Raw genomic sequence first — 15829 nt, 5'->3', positions numbered from 1 at the left:
GGGAAGACCACGCCCCGTGACAAGGTCTGATTCCCCGAGCACGGGGTTGCTGCGCACCAAACCCGTCGACGACGTCCTGGAGCAGGCCGAGAACGGCAGCGGGCTGCGCAAGCGGCTGCGGGTGCTGGACCTCGTCGGCTTCGGGGTCGGCATCGTCATCGGCACCGGCATCTTCACCCTCACCGGGGTCGAGGCCAAGAACAGCGCCGGCCCGGCCGTGGTCATCTCCTTCGTCATCGCGGGGGCCGTCGCCCTCATGGCCGCCCTCTGCTACGCGGAGCTGGCCAGCGCCGTCCCCACCGCGGGCAGCGCCTACAGCTACGCCTACGCCACCATCGGCGAGGTCGTGGCATGGATCATCGGCTGGGACCTGCTGCTCGAGTTCATCCTCGGCTCGTCGGTCGTCGCGCGCGGCTGGTCGGGGTATCTGCAGAACCTCTTCGACCTGCCGACGTCGATCTTCGGCGAGCAGTCGAGCGTCAACGTCGGCGCTATCGTCATCGTCGCGCTGCTGACCGTCATAGCGGTCACCGGCATCAAGCAGTCGGCCTGGCTCACCAACGCGCTGGTGCTGGTGAAGGTGGCGATCTGCCTCTTCGTCATCATTGCCGGTGCCTTCTTCCTCAAGGCCGCGAACCTCACCCCCTTCGTGCCGCCGGCGGGCCCGGCCGCCGACGAGGGCGGGCTGAAGCAGCCGGTGATCCAGGCGATCTTCGGCGCGCCGTCGTCCTTCGGCGTTGCGGGCGTCATCTCCGCCGCCGCCGTCGTCTTCTTCGCCTACACCGGCTTCGAGGCCGTCGCCAATCTGAGCGAGGAGACGCGCAAACCTGCCCGGGACATGCCTCGCGGCCTCATCGGCACGCTGGTGATCGCCACCATCCTCTATGTCGGCGTCTCCTTCGTCCTCACCGGCATGCAGAAGTACACCGAGCTGAACGCGGGGTCGCCGCTGGCCTCCGCCTTCGACGCCGTCGGGGCGAGCTGGGCCGGGACCCTGGTCTCCATCGCCGCGGTGAGCGGTCTGACCTCGGTGATCCTCGTCGAACTCGTGGGTCTGGGGCGGATCGGTTTCGCGATGGGGCGCGACCGGCTGCTCCCGGAGGCCATCGCCAAGGTGGACGAGCGCACCGGCACTCCCGCCCGCTTCACCATCGGCTGCGCCGTCGCCATCATGATCATCGGCGGTACCGTGCCGCTGGCCGATCTCGCCGACCTCGTCAGCATCGGCGCGCTCTCGGCCTTCGCGATCGTCTCGGTCGCCGTCCCGCTGCTGCGCCGCACCCGACCCGAGCTGGAGCGGCCCTTCAAGGTCCCGTTCTCGCCCGTCCTGCCCATCGTGTCGGCGCTCGCCTGCCTGTACCTGAGCCTCAACCTCTCCCTCGAGACCTGGCTGCGCTTCGCCGTCTGGTTCGCCCTCGGCATGGTCGTCTACTTCGGCTACGGCCGCCGTCACGCCCGGCTGAACTCGTCCCGCTAGCCCCGCACTAGGGTCGGATGCGTTCCATCCGATCGTGTGAGAGGCCAGCCGTGAGCGACGACACCGAGTACCGCATCGAGAAGGACTCGATGGGCGACGTCCGGGTTCCGAAGAACGCGAAGTGGCGCGCGCAGACCCAGCGGGCCGTCGAGAACTTCCCCATCTCCGGGCAGACCATCGAGCGGGAGCTCATCGCCGGGCTCGCCCTCATCAAGGGTGCGGGCGCGCGGGTGAAGGCGCGCCGAGGCACCCTGGAGCAGGCAAAGGCCGACGCCATCGCCGAGGCGGCAGCCGAGGTCGTGCGCGGCGACTGGGACGCCGAGTTCCCGATCGACGTCTTCCAGACCGGCTCGGGCACCTCGTCGAACATGAACACCAACGAGGTGCTCGCCACCCTCGCCGCCGAGAAGCTGGGTGCCTCGGTGCACCCCAACGACGACGTCAACGACCCGCTGTCGTCCAACGACCAGTTCCCGTCGGCGATCCACGTCGCCGCCACCAAGGCGACGATCAAGGACCTGCAGCCCGCCCTGGACCACCTCGCCACCGCGCTGGAGGCGAAGTCGACCGAGTTCGCCGCCGTCGTCAAGGCCGGCCGGACCCACCTCATGGACGCCACCCCGGTGACGCTCGGCCAGGAGTTCGGCGGGTACGCCGCCCAGGTGCGCTACGGCATCGAGCGCCTCGACGCCGTGCTGCCCCGGGTCGCGGAGCTGCCGCTCGGCGGCACCGCCGTCGGCTCCGGCATCAACGCCCCCAAGGGCTTCGCTGGCGAGGTGATCGCGCTCATCGCCGACGAGACCGGACTGCCGCTCACCGAGGCCCGGAACCACTTCGAGGCCAACGCCGCGCGTGACGGTCTCGTCGAGCTCTCCGGCGCGCTGCGCACCATCGCCGTCAGCCTGAACAAGATCGCCAACGACATCCGCTGGATGGGGTCGGGCCCTCGCGTGGGGCTGAGCGAGATCTACATCCCCGACCTGCAGCCGGGCAGCTCGATCATGCCGGGCAAGGTGAACCCGGTACTCGCCGAGGCGATGACGCAGGTCGTCGCCCAGGTCGTCGGCAACGACGCCGCGGTCGCCTGGGGTGGGGCCGCGGGCGCCTTCGAGCTGAACGTCTTCCTGCCGATGATGGCCCGCAACGTGCTGGAGTCGATCCGGCTGCTCACCAACGTCTCGCGGGTCTTCGCCGACCGGTGCGTCGCCGGCATCGAGGCGAACGAGGAGCAGTGCCGCATGAACGCCGAGGGCACGCCCATGATCGTCACGCCGCTGAACCACTACATCGGCTACGACGAGGCGGCCAAGGTCGCCAAGCAGGCGATCAAGGAGCGCAAGACGATCCGCGAGGTCGTCATCGAGCGCGGCCACGTCCCGGACAGGATCACCGAGGCCAAGCTGGACGAGGTGCTCGACGTGCTCTCCATGACCGGTCCGCGCGACTGACCGATCGATGACGCGCGCGGTCGTCTTCGACTTCTACGGCACCCTCACCCCCGGTCGCAGCGACGAGGCGCAGGGCCGCGCACGGCGGGCGCAGGCGGCGGCGCTCGGTGTCGACCCGGCACGCTTCGACGCCGAGCTCACCGCCACCGTGGACGAACGCTTCCGCGGGGCGGGCGGGGACGTCGTCGGCTCGCTGCGCTGGATCTGCGCCCGGCTCGGCGTGGACGTCGCGCCGCCCTACCTCGACCGCGCCGCAGCGGTCCGGCTCGAGGCGGAGCGGTCCTTCGGCGAGCCGCGTCCCGAGGCCGTCGAGGTGCTCTCGGCGCTGCGGGTACTCGGCACACGGATCGGCGTGATCAGCGACTGCAGCGCCGAGCTGCCGCGGTACTTCGACGGCCTGCCGGTGGCGCCCTACGTCGACGCCGCCGTCTTCTCCTTCGTCACCGGCCACCGCAAGCCGGAGCCCGCGAACTACCTCGCCTGCTGTGAGGCGCTGGGCGTCTCCCCCGCCGACTGCCTCTATGTCGGCGACGGCGGCAGCGACGAGCTCGCCGGCGCCCGTCGGGTGGGGATGCGTCCCGTCCACCTCGACGTCGCCGGCGAGCTCGGCAGCGTCGTCTACGGCCGCCACCTGGAGTGGGACGGCGAGCGCATCGAAGCGCTGCCGCAGGTGCTGGACCTGCTCTGACTCAGCTGGTGGGGACCAGGCCGCCGGTGAGCCACTGCGACCAGCTGAGGTTCCAGTCGCCGAAACCGTCACCGAGGCGCATCTTGGGTCCCTGCGCGTCCGGGTAGCGGACGACGTCACCGACCTCCATGTCCTTGAAGAGCGTGCGCGCGTCGGCGGTGGTGAGGTTGGTGCAGCCGTTGGAGCTGTCACCGCGGCCGATGACACCACCGTTGGCGGGGTCGTTCCACGGCGCCGCGTGCAGGTACTCGCCGCTGTAGGTGAGGCGCTGGGTCCAGTAGACGTGGGCCAGGTCGTACTCGATTCCGCCGTGCGCGCCCTTCATGCGGGTGTCCTGCGCCTGCTCCATCACGACCTTGGTGCCGTTGATGGTGCGCGAGCCGGGGCCGCCGAGCGAGACCGGGAAGCGGCCGACGCGCTTGCCGTCGACGTCCAGGGTGAGCCGGTGCTTGGCGTCGCTGACGGTGGCGATGACGCGCGCGCCCGTCTTGAAGTCGAGGGTGAGGCTGTCGTCGTAGGCCAGGTGCTTGCCTGCGGAGAGCCCGGCGACCGGCAGCGCGACGTGGATCTTGGCGTGCGCGGGCCAGTAGCTCTCGGGCCGCAGGTGCCCCTCGATCGGTCCGTTGTCGGGGGCGGTGGAGTTCTCGAAGTACCAGGCCGCCGCGAGCGGCTTGCCGTTCGCGGTGACCTTGGTGGCCTGCTGCAGCGCCCGCGCGTTGGTGATGGTGCGGGAGAAGTAGGCGATCACCGGCATCCCCACGCCGTAGGTGGCGCCGTCGGCGTTGTAGAGCGAGACGTGCACCTGCTTGGCGGGGCGGTGGGCCGCGGGGCTGGCCGAGGTTGAACCCGTCGTCGAGGCCGAGGCCGAGGCCGAGACCGGGGCCGGCGAGGTCCGGGTGGCGGTGCCAGGGGCTGAGGTGCCGGTCGAGGTGCCGGCCGAGGTGACCGACCTGTCGGCCGCCGGTGAGCTGTCGGGGCGTGAGGACGTCTGCGACGCCGAGCATGCCGTCAGGGACAGTGCCACCAGAAGGGTGACCGAACCGATCTTCGCCAATGACTTCACGACCGGTAGACGTCGGCAGGGTGGGAAAGGTTGCCGCCGTTATCGCGCCGAGATGTGCGCTTTCTCAGGTTCGTGTCGTCGACCTCGGTACCTGCGGACGAGGCGGGGTCGGCGCCGGCTTGGCTACCGTCGACAACCGGATGACGAGACGATGCCGAGATGCCGACGAGATGCCGGAGGTGACGGTGACAGAGCTCGACCACCGGGCCCACCCCGGCGTCGCCGTGCTGGTGGACGTCGTGGTCGGCCTCGCCGTCGGCACGCTCGGCTGGCTGGGACTCGGCGAGACGGCGGCCGTGCCGGTGGTCCTGGCCGCCGCCGCGGCTGCTGCGGTGGCGCGGCGGCAGCCGGCACTGGCGCTGGGGGTGATGTGGCTGACCGCCCTCGGCCAGGTAGCGGTTGACGGACCGGTCGTCGCCGTCGCCTGTGCCATCACCGTCGTGGGCTTCCGGACCGGCCGCTACGGCGCGGGCGCGACGGTGTGGGCGGCGGGCCTGTCCATCCCCGTCGGCGCCGCGGTGGCCATGATCATCGCCCGCGCCCGGCCGGCCGATGTCCGCGAGCTGGCCGCCCTTGCCGACAGCTTCACCGGTCTCGGCGCCGGCGTGGTCGGCGGCTTCCTCGTCGTGGCGGCCGTCCTCGGCGCGCCGTTCGCTGCGGGACTGCTGCTGCGGGTGAACGAGGGCTACCGGCGCAGCCGGGTGGCGCGGGAACTGGCCGAACGGCAGGCCGCCACGGATCGGCAGCTCGCCCAGGCCCGCCTGGCGCAGACCGCGCTGACACGCGATGTGCACGATGTCGTCGGCCACTCGCTGGCGGTGATCATCGCCCAGGCCGACGCCGCGCAGGCGCAACTGGACGAGGCCGACGACCCGGTGCGGGCCGCGCTCGCGCAGATCGCCGAGGTGGGCCGCAGCTCGCTGGCCGAGATCCGCGACGTCCTCGCCCGCACCCGCCTCACCCCGGCAGCCGGGCTCGCCGTCGCCGACGACCTCGGCGAGCTGGTGGCGGGCGTGCGGCGGGCCGGCAACATCGTCGAGGAGACCGTCCTCGGCGAGCCCCGCTCACTCTCCGGCGACGCGGCGAGCACGAGTTACCGCGTCCTGCAGGAACTGCTCACCAACAGCCTCAAGCACGGGACCCCCGATGGGGGCATCGGGGTCGTCCGGACGTGGACCGCGGACGGGCTGACGCTGCGGGTCGACAACCCCGTCGCCCCCGTCGCCGCGGCGACGGTCCCGGTCGACGGGATGGGGTTGCAGGGGGTCCGCAGCCGGCTGGCAGCTCTCGGCGGCACGCTGCGCGTAGGGATCACCGGCGAGCGCAGTGGCGCCACCCGCTTCGTCGCCACCGCCTTCCTGCCGGTGCCCGCCGGTGACTGACGATCCGGTACGCGTCGTCCTCGTGGACGACCAGGCGCTCTTCCGTTCCGGCCTCGCGGCCACCATCGGGCAGCAGCCCGACATGGCCGTGGTCGGCGAGGCCGGCGACGGCGCGGCCGCGCTCGAGGTCGTCCGGCGCAGCGAACCCGATGTCGTGCTGCTGGACATGCGGATGCCGGGCATGAACGGCGTCGAGACCTGCCGGCGACTCTTCGCACCCGAGGAGGCGGCGCGTCGACGACGCCCGCTGCGCGTCATCGTCCTGACGACCTTCGATCTGGACGAGGACGCCGCGGCGGCGATCCGCTACGGCGCGAGCGGCTTCCTGCTCAAGGACGTCACGCCCGACTTCCTCACCGCAGCGATCCGCGCGGTGCGCGGCGGCAACGCCGTGATCGCGCCCGACGACATCGGCGCGCTCGTCGCCGGCTCCTATCGCTCGTCGGTTCCCGTCCCCGAGGCCTTCACCACGCTGACGAGCAAGGAACGCGAGATCTTCGCCGCCGTGGCGAAGGGGCTCAGCAACGCCGAGATCGGCGGCGCCGTGCATCTGAGCGAGTCGACGATCAAGACCCACGTCGGCAGCATCCTGCGCAAGCTGGGGCTGCGCGATCGGGTGCAGCTGGTCGTCTACGCCGCCGACCACGGCCTGCGCTGACCGTCACGAGAGCCGGGGCGCGCCCTTGTCGGTACCGAGGTACCGGTCGGGCGGCACCCGACGCCGATGTGCCGGGGTTTCGGCGTTCCTAGCGTGATCGCCATGAACCCCCTCACTGCCTCCACCGCCACGCTGCGAGCGGCCGGGTTGGCCCGGCACTTCGGCGACGGAGCCGGCCAGGTCCGTGCCGTCGACGGCATCGACCTCGACGTCGATCCCGCGGCCCTCACCGCGATCATGGGACCGTCGGGCTCGGGCAAGTCGACGCTGATGCACCTGCTCGCCGGTCTGGACCGCCCCACCGCCGGCCGCGTCACGCTCGGCGCCGTCGACCTCGGCACGCTCGACGACGACGGGCTGACGGCGCTGCGCCGCAGCCGCATGGGCTTCGTCTTCCAGTCCTTCAATCTCTTCGACGAGCTGAGCATCGTCGAGAACATCGACCTGCCCTTCGCCCTCGCCCCCGAGCTCGGTCGGGCCGATCCGTCCTGGCGGGATCATCTCGTCCGCGAGCTCGGCCTCGGACCGTTCCTGGGGCGCCGCCCGACCGAGGTCTCCGGCGGTCAGCAGCAGCGCGCCGCCATCGCCCGCGCGCTGGTGCACCGTCCCGCCGTCGTCTTCGCCGACGAGCCCACCGGCAACCTCGACGCCGCCACCAGCCGCGACGTGCTCGGCCTGCTCGCCGGGCTGGCCCCCGAACAGGGCTGCACCGTGGTCATGGTGACGCACGATCCGGTGGCCGCCTCCTACGCCGATCGCGTCGTGGTGGTCGGCGACGGCCGGGTGGCGCTGGACCTGCCCGCGACCCCGGCCGCGGAGTTGGCGCGGATCACCCTCGCGGCGGCGACGTCATGAGCCACGATCCCCGCCGGTCCCGCCGGGTGGTCGGCGTCGTCTCGGCCCTGGGTGCGGCACAGAGCGTCGCGATCGTGACGCAGATCGGGGCGGTCGGTGACGCCGTCGGCGCGTCCCTCTTCGGCGCCGGTGCTACCGCCACGGTCGTGATCAGCCTGCTCTCGGCGGTCTTCCTCGCCGTCGCCATCACGGTCACCGGCGTCGTCGTCGCCGACGCGGCCGAGGTCGTGCTCCTCGGCGAGCTCCGCCCCATCGCGCTGCGACGCCTCATCGGTGCCACCGCCGCCGAGGAGCGGGCCCGGATGACGCGGCACGTGCTGCGCCGGGCGGGGGTGGGAATGGCGCTCGGTGCCGGCGCCGGCTACGCCGTCAGCATCGCCGTGCTGGCTGCCGGCCTCGCGGGGTCGCGACAGCTCGAGTTCCGCGCCGGCATGCTGCTTCCCTCGCCGCTGCTGCTGCTCGCGCTGGGGGCGCAGTACCTCGTGACCCGCGGCGCCGTCGCCCGCGGCACGGCCGGGGTGCTGCGGGTGCGGCCGCTGGACGCGCTGCGGACCGCCGCCGACGCCGACCGGGCAGTCCCGGCCACGCTCACCGTCGCGACGCGGGCCTCGGCGGCGACCCTGGTGGTCGGTCTCCTGCTGCTCGGGTCGGCGGTCGCGGCCTCGACCCGGTCGCCGCTGGCGATGCTCCCGGCCGTCGCGGGCGGAGTCATCTCGTTCGTCGGCCTCACCTCCTGCGCCCCGCGCTTCGTGCCCCGGCTGGTGGACGGGCTCGGCCGGCTGCTGCCGCAGCGGTTACCCGTCCGATTGGCCCGGCGCTCGCTGGCCTCGCACCCCGCCCGGACGAGCCGGTCCGTGATGGGGGTGGCAGCGGCCGTCACGCTCGTCACCACCTTCGCCGTCGGCATCACCAGCTTCGAGCAGGCCGTCGACGAGCACTACGACGGCAGCGCGCTGGCCGGGCTCGCCGCGGACGTCCTGGACGCGGTGGTGGCTGTCGTCGCCGTCCTCACCGTCTTCCTTGCTGTCACCGCCGGGGTCGCCCTCTGCCACGCGGTGGCCTTCGAGGCATGGCTGCGCCGACGCGACACCGCCCTGCTGCGGGTGCTGGGGCAGCCGTCCCGCGGCGTCCGCGCGACGCTGGCGATGCAGAGCCTGCTGCTGGTGCTGGCGGCGGTCGTCGTGGGCGTCGTCCTCGGGGTCGGTTACGGCTGGATCGGTGCGCAGAGCGTCTTCGGCGTCGAGGCACCCGGTGGCGTCGTGACCCCGGTGCTGCCCTGGCCCGTCCTGCTCGTCACCGTCCTCGCCGCGGGGGTGCTGACGCTGGTCGCGGCGCTGCTGCCGGCCCGGGCCACGCTGCGGACGGCACCGATCCGCGCCTACCTGGCGGCCTGAGACCCGTCAGCGTTGTCGCGCCACGAAGCCCGCGGAGTCGAAGGTGCCCCCGAAGCGGGACGCGAGCCCGGCACGAGCCAGCTGCCGGAAGTTCGGCGCGCGGCCGGCCCCGGCGGGGAGGACGCCGGCCAGCCGGCCGTCCGGACCCAACGCGGCGAGGTCCGCGGCGTTGCAGCGCGTGGCCAGATCCGGCTCGTCCGGCCAGCTCCCGATGATCACCCCGGCAAGGGGGATGCCGTCCTCGGCGAGCCGGTCGACGGTGAGCGCGGTGTGGTTCAGCGTCCCCAGCCCGGCCGCGGTGACGACGACGGCCGGTGCGCGCAGTGTCGCGGCGAGGTCCGCGAGCGTCCAACGGTCGTCGCCGGTGAAGGGCACGAGCAACCCGCCGGCGCCCTCGATCAGGACGGTGTCGTGGGTGGCCTCCAGATCCAGGATGCGGCGGACGACGTCGGCGAGCTCGAGCTCGGGCAGCCCGCTCACGGCGGCGGCGTGGTGGGGCGAGAGCGGATCGGGGTACCGCGCGTACTCGTGGACGTCGGTGACGCCGCTGAGCCGGGTGACCTCGGCCAGATCGCCGGCCTCACCGGGTGCGACCCCGGTCTGGGCCGGCTTGACGACGGCGACGCGGTGGCCCCGCTTGGCGGCGAACCGGCTGGCCAGCGCGGCCGTGGCGACGGTCTTGCCGACGTCGGTGCCGGTTCCGGTGACGACGAGGAGGCTCACTGCGGCAGCGCCCCGATGCTCCGGGAGAGGACGTCGGCGGTCCGGGCGATGTCGTCGCCGGTGAGATCGGCCCGGGCGGTGAGCCGGATGCAGGAGCGGCCCCGCGGCACCGACGGGGGCCGGAAGCACCCGACCCGGACCCCGGCGTCGCGGGTCGCCTCGGCCACCGCCACCGCGCGCCGTGCCTGGCCGAGGAAGCCGGGGACGACGGCCGCGTCCGGCTCCACGGTGTCGACACCGAGCTCGCGCAGCACCTCGGCGAGCAGCCGGGCGTTGCCACGGACGGCCGAGACCCGCTCCGGCTCGTCGTGCAGCACCTCCAGCGCGGCCAGCGCCGCCCCCACCGACGCCGGCGCCAGACCGGTGTCAAAGATGAACGGCCGCGCGGTGTTGATCAGCAGGTCGACGAGCTCGGGCGAGCCCAGGACCGCACCGCCCTGCGAGCCAAGGGACTTGGAGAGCACCGCGGTACGGACGACGCGGGGCTCGTCGGCCAGCCCGGCCGCCTCCACCCCGCCGCGGCCCTCCGGCCCGACGACACCGAGCGCGTGGGCTTCGTCCACCACGAGCAGCGCGTCGTGGGCGTAGGCCAGCTCGTGCAGCTCGGTCAACGGAGCGAGGTCGCCGTCGACGGAGAAGACCGCGTCGGTGAGGATGATCGCCTCGTCACCGGCCCGGTGGTCCAGGGCCCGCTCGACGGCCGCGACATCGCGGTGCGCGACGACCTCCACGATGGCGCCGGAGAGCCGGCAGCCGTCGATGAGCGAGGCGTGGTTGAGCCGGTCGCTGATCACCGTCACGCCGTCGTCGGCCAGCGCGGTGAGGACGGCCAGGTTGGCGAGGTAGCCGGAGGAGAAGGCGAGCGCAGCGGGTGCCCGCATGAAGTCCGCAAGCTGCTCCTCGAAGGCCGCGTGCAGCGCGGTGGTGCCGGTGACGAGCCGGGAACCGGTCGACCCCGCGCCCCACTCGATCGCGGCCCGAGCCGCCGCGGCGGTGACCCGCGGGTCACGCGCCAGGCCGAGGTAGTCGTTGGAGGCGAGGTCGAGCACGTCCTCGTCGGCCGACCGCGGTCGCAGCACCCGGCGCTGTCCGAGCTGGTCGCGCCGCTGCAACTCCTCGGCGATCCGCGCGTCGAAGGCGCGGCTCATCGACGCACCGCTCACTGCACGACCTCGCGCACGGAGTCGTCGACGATGTCCAGCAGCTCGTCGAGATCGGCGTCGGTGATCGCCAGCGGTGGCATGAGCACGACGACATCGCCGAGCGGACGGATGATCGCGCCCCTGCGGCGCGCCGCCCGGCAGACCTCGAACCCGGTGCGCTCGCCGACGGACTTCACCTCGATGCCGGTCATGGTGCCGATGCGCCGGATCTCGGCGACACCGCTGTATTGCGCAAGACCGCTCAAACGGCTGCCGATGCGCGCGCCCACCGCGTCGGCCCGGGCGACCGAGTCCCGCTCGTGCATGAGCTCGAGATTCGCCAGCGCGGCGGCGCAGCAGAGCGGGTTCGCGGTGTAGGTGTGGCCGTGGAAGAAGGTGCGGGCGCTGGCGGCGTCGCCGAGGAAGGGGGCGTACATCTCCTCGGTGGCGAGCACCGCCGACAGCGGCAGCACGCCGCCGGTGACGCGCTTGCCCAGCACGAGCAGATCCGGCGACACCCCCGCGTGCTCCACGGCGAACCAGCGACCGGTCGCGCCGATGCCGGTGGCGACCTCGTCGACGAGCATGGCCGCGCCGGAGGCGTCGCAGAGCTCGCGGACGCCCCGCAGGAACTCGGGGTCGTGGGTGAGGATCCCCCCGGCGGCCTGGACCAGCGGCTCGACGACGATCGCGCAGACCCGGTCGCCCTCGCGCTCGATGAGGGCCCGCATCTCGGCCAGCACCTCGCGGGCCCGCTCCGGACGGGTCTGGCCGGGCTGCAGCACGCCCGGCGAGGAGAGCAGCCGGGTCTCGATGAGCAGCGGCCGGTAGGTGGCGTGGAAGAGCTCGACCCCGCCCAGCGAGACGGCGCCCAGCGTGTCGCCGTGGTAGCCCTCGGCGCAGTGGACGTAGAGGGGGCGGTCCTCACCGCGCTGGGACGCCGCCTGGTAGGCGATCTTGATGGCCGCCTCCGCCGCCGAGGAGCCGTCGCCGGCGAAGAACACCTTGGACAGCCCCGCCGGGGCGATGCGCAGCAGCTCCTCGGCGGTCCGGATGCCGGGCTCGTGGGTGAGGCCCAGGAAGGTGGAGTGGTCCAGCCGCTCGGCCTGCTCGCGGATCGCCGCGTTGATCTCGGGCACCGCGTGCCCGTGGACGGTGACCCACAGCGAGGAGCAGCCGTCGAGGTAGCCGCGGCCGTCGGTGTCGTAGAGGCGCATCCCGGCCGCTCGGTCGATGACCAGCGGGTCGTCGGCGGCCCAGAGCTGGTGCTGGGTGAAGGGATGCCACACCGACTGCAGGTCACGCGCCACCAGATCCACGACCGAGAGTCTGTCATCCGGTTCCGACGGGCCCGGTGCGGTGTCAGCGCCGGCGCCGACCGTGATGCGGTCAGCTCAGCACGACGAGCTCAGCTGTCGCGCGGGTCATGGCGACGTAGCGGTCGACGCCGCCGGCGGTGCCACTGCCCAGGGCCACCGGCCGGACGAGCACGACCAGATCGAACTCCAAGCCCTTGGCCAGCTGCGGGGTGAGCGACCTGACCCGGCGCGTCGGCTCGAAGTCCGGGGCTCCGATGACGCAGCCGACGCCGTCGGCGTGCGCGGCCTGCCACTGCGCGACGACGGCGTCGAGGTCGGCGACGCTGCCGTGCCGGACCGGCCGGCCGCTGCTGCGCACCGAGGTCGGGACGTTGGCGTCGGGCAGCACCGCGCGGATCGCCGGCTCGGCCTCGCGCATCACCTCCGCCGGCGTCCGGTAGTTGACGTGCAGTTGCCGGTGACGGACCTGCCCGATCCCCACCCGGCCGAGTCGTTCCCGCCACGACTCGGCGAAACCGGCGCGCGCCTGGGCCCGGTCCCCGACGACGGTGAGGCTGCCGGTGGGGCACCGCGCGATGATCATCTGCCACTGCGCGTCGGTGAGCTCCTGGGCCTCGTCGACCACCACGTGGGCGAAGGGGCCGGCGAGCAGGTCCGGCGTCGCGGTGGTGTGGGCGTCGACGTCCTCCAACGCCTGCCGCAACCCGAACTGCTGCAGCGACCGGCCCAGCCCCTCGCCGTGGATGTCGGCCGCGACGAGCTCGGCGACGACGTCGTCCATGCGGCGGCGGTCCGCGGCAACCGCCGCCTGTGTCTCGCGCTCGCGCCGCGCCGCCCGCGGGTCGCCCACCCTGCGGTGAGCGGCGTCGAGCAGCGGCAGGTCGGCCTCCGTCCAGGCGCGCGGCTCGTCGCGCTGCAGCCGTGCCACCTCGGCCGGGCTGAGCCACGGCGCGCAGCGGGCGAGGTACGCCGGCACCGACCAGAGGTCCTCGACGATCGTGGCCGGGTCGAGCGTCGGCCAGGCCCGGTGGAAGGTCACCAGCAGGTCGCGATGTCTGGCCAGCGCGGCCCGCAGCTGCTCCCCGCCGTCGGCGAGCGTGTCGAGGAGCGCGGCCCAGACCCGCTGCCGCGCCTCGTTGTGGGGCACGTCCGGCTCTACCGCGCCGAAGGCCTCGGCCCAGTCACCGGGGCTCACGATGACCTCGCCCCAGTCGGTCTCCAGCGACAACGACACCGACGGCGGCTGCTCGTAGAGCGCCACGGCAGCCTCGACGGCACTGACCATGCGCGCGGACGCCTTGAGCTCGGCGACGCCGGGATCGGTCTCGGCGCCGGCGACAGCGCCCTCGGCGACGAGGTCGCGCAGCGTGCAGGTCCGCACCCCGTCCTCGCCGAGCCCCGGCAGGACGTCGGCGACGTAGTCGAGGTAGGGCTGGTGCGGCCCGACGACGAGCACGCCGCCGCGCCGGGCCAGACGCGGGTCGGCGTGCAGCAGGTAGGCCGCGCGGTGCAGCGCGACGACGGTCTTGCCGGTGCCGGGGCCGCCGTCCACGACCAGGGCCCCGCGTGCCTCCGCGCGGATGATCGCGTCCTGGTCGGTGGCGATGGTGCCCAGGACGTCGCGCATCCGCGGCGTGCGGCTGCTGCCCAGGCTCGCGACGAAGGCGGAGTGGTCGTCGGGCGCGGCGCCGGGCAGCGCGTCGGCGGTGAAGACCTCGTCCCAGTAGTCGGTGATCCGGCCGTCGGTCCAGCGATACCGGCGCCGGCTGGCGAGCCCTCGTGGGTCGGCGTGGGTCGCGCCGAAGAACGGCTCCGCCGCGGGGGTGCGCCAGTCGACGAGCAGCGGCTCTCCGGTGCCGTCGGCCAGCCCGAGCCGCCCCACGTACACCGGTGGCGAGCCGTCGGCGGGCACCATGCGTCCCAGGCAGAGGTCCATGCCGAAGCGGCGCAGCGTGCGCTGACGCGCGGCGAGCCGGTGGATCTCCAGATCGCGGTTGAGCGCATGCTCGCCCTCCCCGCCCGGCGCGCGGCGCGCGAGGTCCAGGCGGGTCCCGAGGTCGGCGAGCTCGCTGTCCAACCCGGCGGCCAGGCGGGCCAGGAATTGCGCGTCGGCGCCGATCAGCTCGGGGCGGCGTTTCGCGGCGAGGGTGTCGGGGAGGGCGAAGGGGTCGAGGGTCACGAACCAGCTCCTTCCGGTGGCGGGCCCGTGACCCTAGGCCGAATCGCCGCAGCTCATGAGGGCTCGCGAAACCTGCTAAAACTGGAAGTGGCGAGAGGGGGTTGCAGGCCCCAGAGGGACGTCTCCCCCGCCCCGCACGCGGGCCCGCACACGCTGCCGCTGGCTCGTCCGACGCGGTGACGCGCGCCCTGCCCGACGGCCGTCGGTTTCGGGTAGGCAGTCAGGACCGACACCCCCGAGCGAAGGGCGCGCACCATGGCCGAGAAGAAGGGCAAGGGCAGCGACACTGCCAAGAAGGCGAATGCCAAGGCGGCCAAGGAGGGGAAGAAGAACCCGCGGAAGTCCTCCGCCGCGCAGGCCGAGCTGGGCAAGAAGGGCGCGAAGAAGAACAAGAAGAAGAAGTCCTGAGCGGCGCCGGTTCACCGGCCGCGCTGGGTGGGCTGGTAACGCTGGCCGGATGCGCGGCTGCGGCGGCCCTGCCCCTGCTCACCTGACCCGTCGGACCGGCGACCTCGCTAGCATCGCGGCGTGGTCCATCCGCCGCTGGAGCCCTTCGCTCGGGGCATGCTGCCGGTCGCCGACGGCAGCGAGATCTACTGGGAGACCTCCGGCAACCCGGACGGCGAGCCCCTCGTCTACCTGCACGGCGGGCCGGGCGGCGGGCTCGGCGCGGGTGGCTATCGACGCCGGGCCGATCCGTCCCGGTTCCTGATCGTGGGCATCGACCAGCGTGGGTGCGGTCGCAGTCGCCCGCTGGTCATCGACGATCTCGACAGCCTGCGACACCACACGACCGGCCACCTCATCGATGACCTGGAGGCGGTGCGCGAGCACCTCGGCATCCAGCGGTGGGTGCTCCACGGCGTCTCGTGGGGGTCGACGCTGGCGCTCGCCTACGCGCAAGCCCACCCGCATCGGGTCCATGCCATCGTGCTCGTCGCCGTGACCACCACCAGCCGCGACGAGGTCGACTGGATCACCGGCGGCGTCGGACGGCTCTTCCCCGAAGCGTGGCAGCGGTTCGCCGAGGCCTCGGGGCGACGAGACGGCGAGCGCGTCGTCGATGCCTACGCCCGACGCCTCGCCGACCCCGACGGCGATCCGGCCGATCGGGAGGAGGCCGCCCTCGCCTGGGACGAGTGGGAGTCGCAGCACATCCGGTTGGATCCGCTCTGGACGCCGGCCGAGCGACACGGGGATCCGATCGTCCGCCGCGTCTTCGCCACCCTGGTGACGCACTACTGGTCGCACGACGGCTTCCTCGTCGGCCCCGACGCCATCGCGAATCGCATGCCGCGCATCAAGCACATCCCCGCCACCCTCATCCACGGCCGTCACGACGTCAGCGGGCCGGTCATCACCCCGTGGCGCCTCAGCCGGCAGTGGCCGGCGAGCCGCCTGGTGGTCGTGGAGGCCGACGGGCACGGCGGTACCGAATCGATGGCGGAGATGACCCGGGCGACCGACGCGCTCAGCCCCATGGCGTAGCCGTCCGCCGGAG

At 73.1% G+C, this 15829-nt stretch carries 14 protein-coding genes; 9 read left to right on the top strand and 5 right to left on the bottom strand.

The window, feature by feature from the left end; all coding sequences use genetic code 11:
- The first annotated feature begins 16 nt into the window (after positions 1–16).
- From AC0NZQ_RS12035 to AC0NZQ_RS12025, 3 genes are read left to right on the top strand one after another with little or no spacing between them, the layout of a single operon-like run.
- Positions 17–1477, top strand: coding sequence for an APC family permease (locus AC0NZQ_RS12035; protein WP_474530078.1), 1461 nt, complete (start codon positions 17–19; stop codon positions 1475–1477).
- Positions 1478–1494: 17 nt separating this feature from the next.
- Positions 1495–2925 carry a class II fumarate hydratase gene (locus tag AC0NZQ_RS12030; RefSeq protein WP_474530077.1) on the top strand — a complete coding sequence of 477 codons (1431 nt, stop codon included), beginning with the start codon at positions 1495–1497 and terminating at the stop codon, positions 2923–2925.
- A gap of 7 nt (positions 2926–2932) precedes the next feature.
- The gene (locus AC0NZQ_RS12025; protein ID WP_474530076.1) at positions 2933–3613 is read left to right on the top strand and encodes an HAD family hydrolase; all 681 of its coding nucleotides are present in this window, start codon (positions 2933–2935) and stop codon (positions 3611–3613) included.
- 1 nt (position 3614) lies between these two features.
- Here the strand turns inward: AC0NZQ_RS12025 and AC0NZQ_RS12020 are convergent, their stop codons facing one another.
- Positions 3615–4637 carry a L,D-transpeptidase gene (locus tag AC0NZQ_RS12020; RefSeq protein WP_474530074.1) on the bottom strand — a complete coding sequence of 341 codons (1023 nt, stop codon included), beginning with the start codon at positions 4635–4637 and terminating at the stop codon, positions 3615–3617.
- Positions 4638–4816: 179 nt separating this feature from the next.
- Between AC0NZQ_RS12020 and AC0NZQ_RS12015 the strand changes: the two genes are divergently transcribed.
- The 4 genes from AC0NZQ_RS12015 to AC0NZQ_RS12000 all read left to right on the top strand — a co-directional run bounded on the left by AC0NZQ_RS12015 (position 4817) and on the right by AC0NZQ_RS12000 (position 8965).
- The gene (locus AC0NZQ_RS12015) at positions 4817–6058 is read left to right on the top strand and encodes a sensor histidine kinase (protein ID WP_474530073.1); all 1242 of its coding nucleotides are present in this window, start codon (positions 4817–4819) and stop codon (positions 6056–6058) included.
- Positions 6051–6716, top strand: coding sequence for a response regulator (locus AC0NZQ_RS12010; RefSeq protein WP_474530072.1), 666 nt, complete (start codon positions 6051–6053; stop codon positions 6714–6716). The genes AC0NZQ_RS12015 and AC0NZQ_RS12010 overlap by 8 nt, the downstream gene beginning before the upstream one ends.
- 102 nt (positions 6717–6818) lie before the next feature.
- Positions 6819–7571 (top strand): ABC transporter ATP-binding protein, encoded by a 753-nt coding sequence (locus tag AC0NZQ_RS12005; protein WP_474530071.1) that lies wholly within the window; start codon positions 6819–6821, stop codon positions 7569–7571.
- A complete protein-coding gene (locus AC0NZQ_RS12000) occupies positions 7568–8965 on the top strand; it encodes an FtsX-like permease family protein (protein ID WP_474530070.1) in 1398 nt (465 codons plus the stop codon). Before AC0NZQ_RS12005 ends, AC0NZQ_RS12000 begins: the two co-directional genes overlap by 4 nt.
- Before the next feature lie 6 nt (positions 8966–8971).
- Here the strand turns inward: AC0NZQ_RS12000 and bioD are convergent, their stop codons facing one another.
- The 4 genes from bioD to helR all read right to left on the bottom strand — a co-directional run bounded on the left by bioD (position 8972) and on the right by helR (position 14328).
- Entirely contained in the window at positions 8972–9688 is a 717-nt protein-coding gene (gene bioD / locus AC0NZQ_RS11995) for a dethiobiotin synthase (protein ID WP_474530069.1), read from the bottom strand.
- Positions 9685–10836, bottom strand: a complete 1152-nt coding sequence (locus tag AC0NZQ_RS11990) for an 8-amino-7-oxononanoate synthase (RefSeq protein WP_474530068.1) — start codon at positions 10834–10836, stop codon at positions 9685–9687. Before AC0NZQ_RS11990 ends, bioD begins: the two co-directional genes overlap by 4 nt.
- Positions 10837–10847: 11 nt before the next feature.
- Positions 10848–12149 carry an adenosylmethionine--8-amino-7-oxononanoate transaminase gene (gene bioA, locus AC0NZQ_RS11985; RefSeq protein WP_474530067.1) on the bottom strand — a complete coding sequence of 434 codons (1302 nt, stop codon included), beginning with the start codon at positions 12147–12149 and terminating at the stop codon, positions 10848–10850.
- A gap of 70 nt (positions 12150–12219) precedes the next feature.
- Positions 12220–14328, bottom strand: a complete 2109-nt coding sequence (gene helR, locus AC0NZQ_RS11980) for an RNA polymerase recycling motor ATPase HelR (protein ID WP_474530066.1) — start codon at positions 14326–14328, stop codon at positions 12220–12222.
- Between the two features lie 255 nt (positions 14329–14583).
- On the opposite strand from helR, the gene AC0NZQ_RS11975 reads away from it, so the two are divergent.
- Positions 14584–14736 carry a hypothetical protein gene (locus AC0NZQ_RS11975; protein WP_474530065.1) on the top strand — a complete coding sequence of 51 codons (153 nt, stop codon included), beginning with the start codon at positions 14584–14586 and terminating at the stop codon, positions 14734–14736.
- Positions 14737–14856: 120 nt separating this feature from the next.
- Positions 14857–15816: a prolyl aminopeptidase gene (pip, locus tag AC0NZQ_RS11970; RefSeq protein WP_474530064.1), complete on the top strand. Its 960-nt coding sequence runs from the start codon at positions 14857–14859 to the stop codon at positions 15814–15816.
- The last annotated feature ends 13 nt before the right edge of the window (positions 15817–15829 follow it).

The sequence above is a fragment of the Jatrophihabitans sp. sgz311053 genome, assembly GCF_056135305.1.
This window is presented reverse-complemented; position numbering and strand designations above follow the sequence as displayed.

What these genes read in the sequence shown, in the direction of transcription:
- AC0NZQ_RS12030 (WP_474530077.1), top strand. Translation starts at nt 1,495, where the DNA reads ATGCGTTCCATCCGATCGTGTGAGAGGCCAGCCGTGAGCGACGACACC.
- AC0NZQ_RS12015 (WP_474530073.1), top strand. Translation starts at nt 4,817, where the DNA reads ATGACGAGACGATGCCGAGATGCCGACGAGATGCCGGAGGTGACGGTG.
- AC0NZQ_RS11975 (WP_474530065.1), top strand. Translation starts at nt 14,584, where the DNA reads ATGGCCGAGAAGAAGGGCAAGGGCAGCGACACTGCCAAGAAGGCGAAT.
- AC0NZQ_RS12005 (WP_474530071.1), top strand. Translation starts at nt 6,819, where the DNA reads ATGAACCCCCTCACTGCCTCCACCGCCACGCTGCGAGCGGCCGGGTTG.
- AC0NZQ_RS12025 (WP_474530076.1), top strand. Translation starts at nt 2,933, where the DNA reads ATGACGCGCGCGGTCGTCTTCGACTTCTACGGCACCCTCACCCCCGGT.
- AC0NZQ_RS12000 (WP_474530070.1), top strand. Translation starts at nt 7,568, where the DNA reads ATGAGCCACGATCCCCGCCGGTCCCGCCGGGTGGTCGGCGTCGTCTCG.
- AC0NZQ_RS11990 (WP_474530068.1), bottom strand. Translation starts at nt 10,836, where the DNA reads ATGAGCCGCGCCTTCGACGCGCGGATCGCCGAGGAGTTGCAGCGGCGC.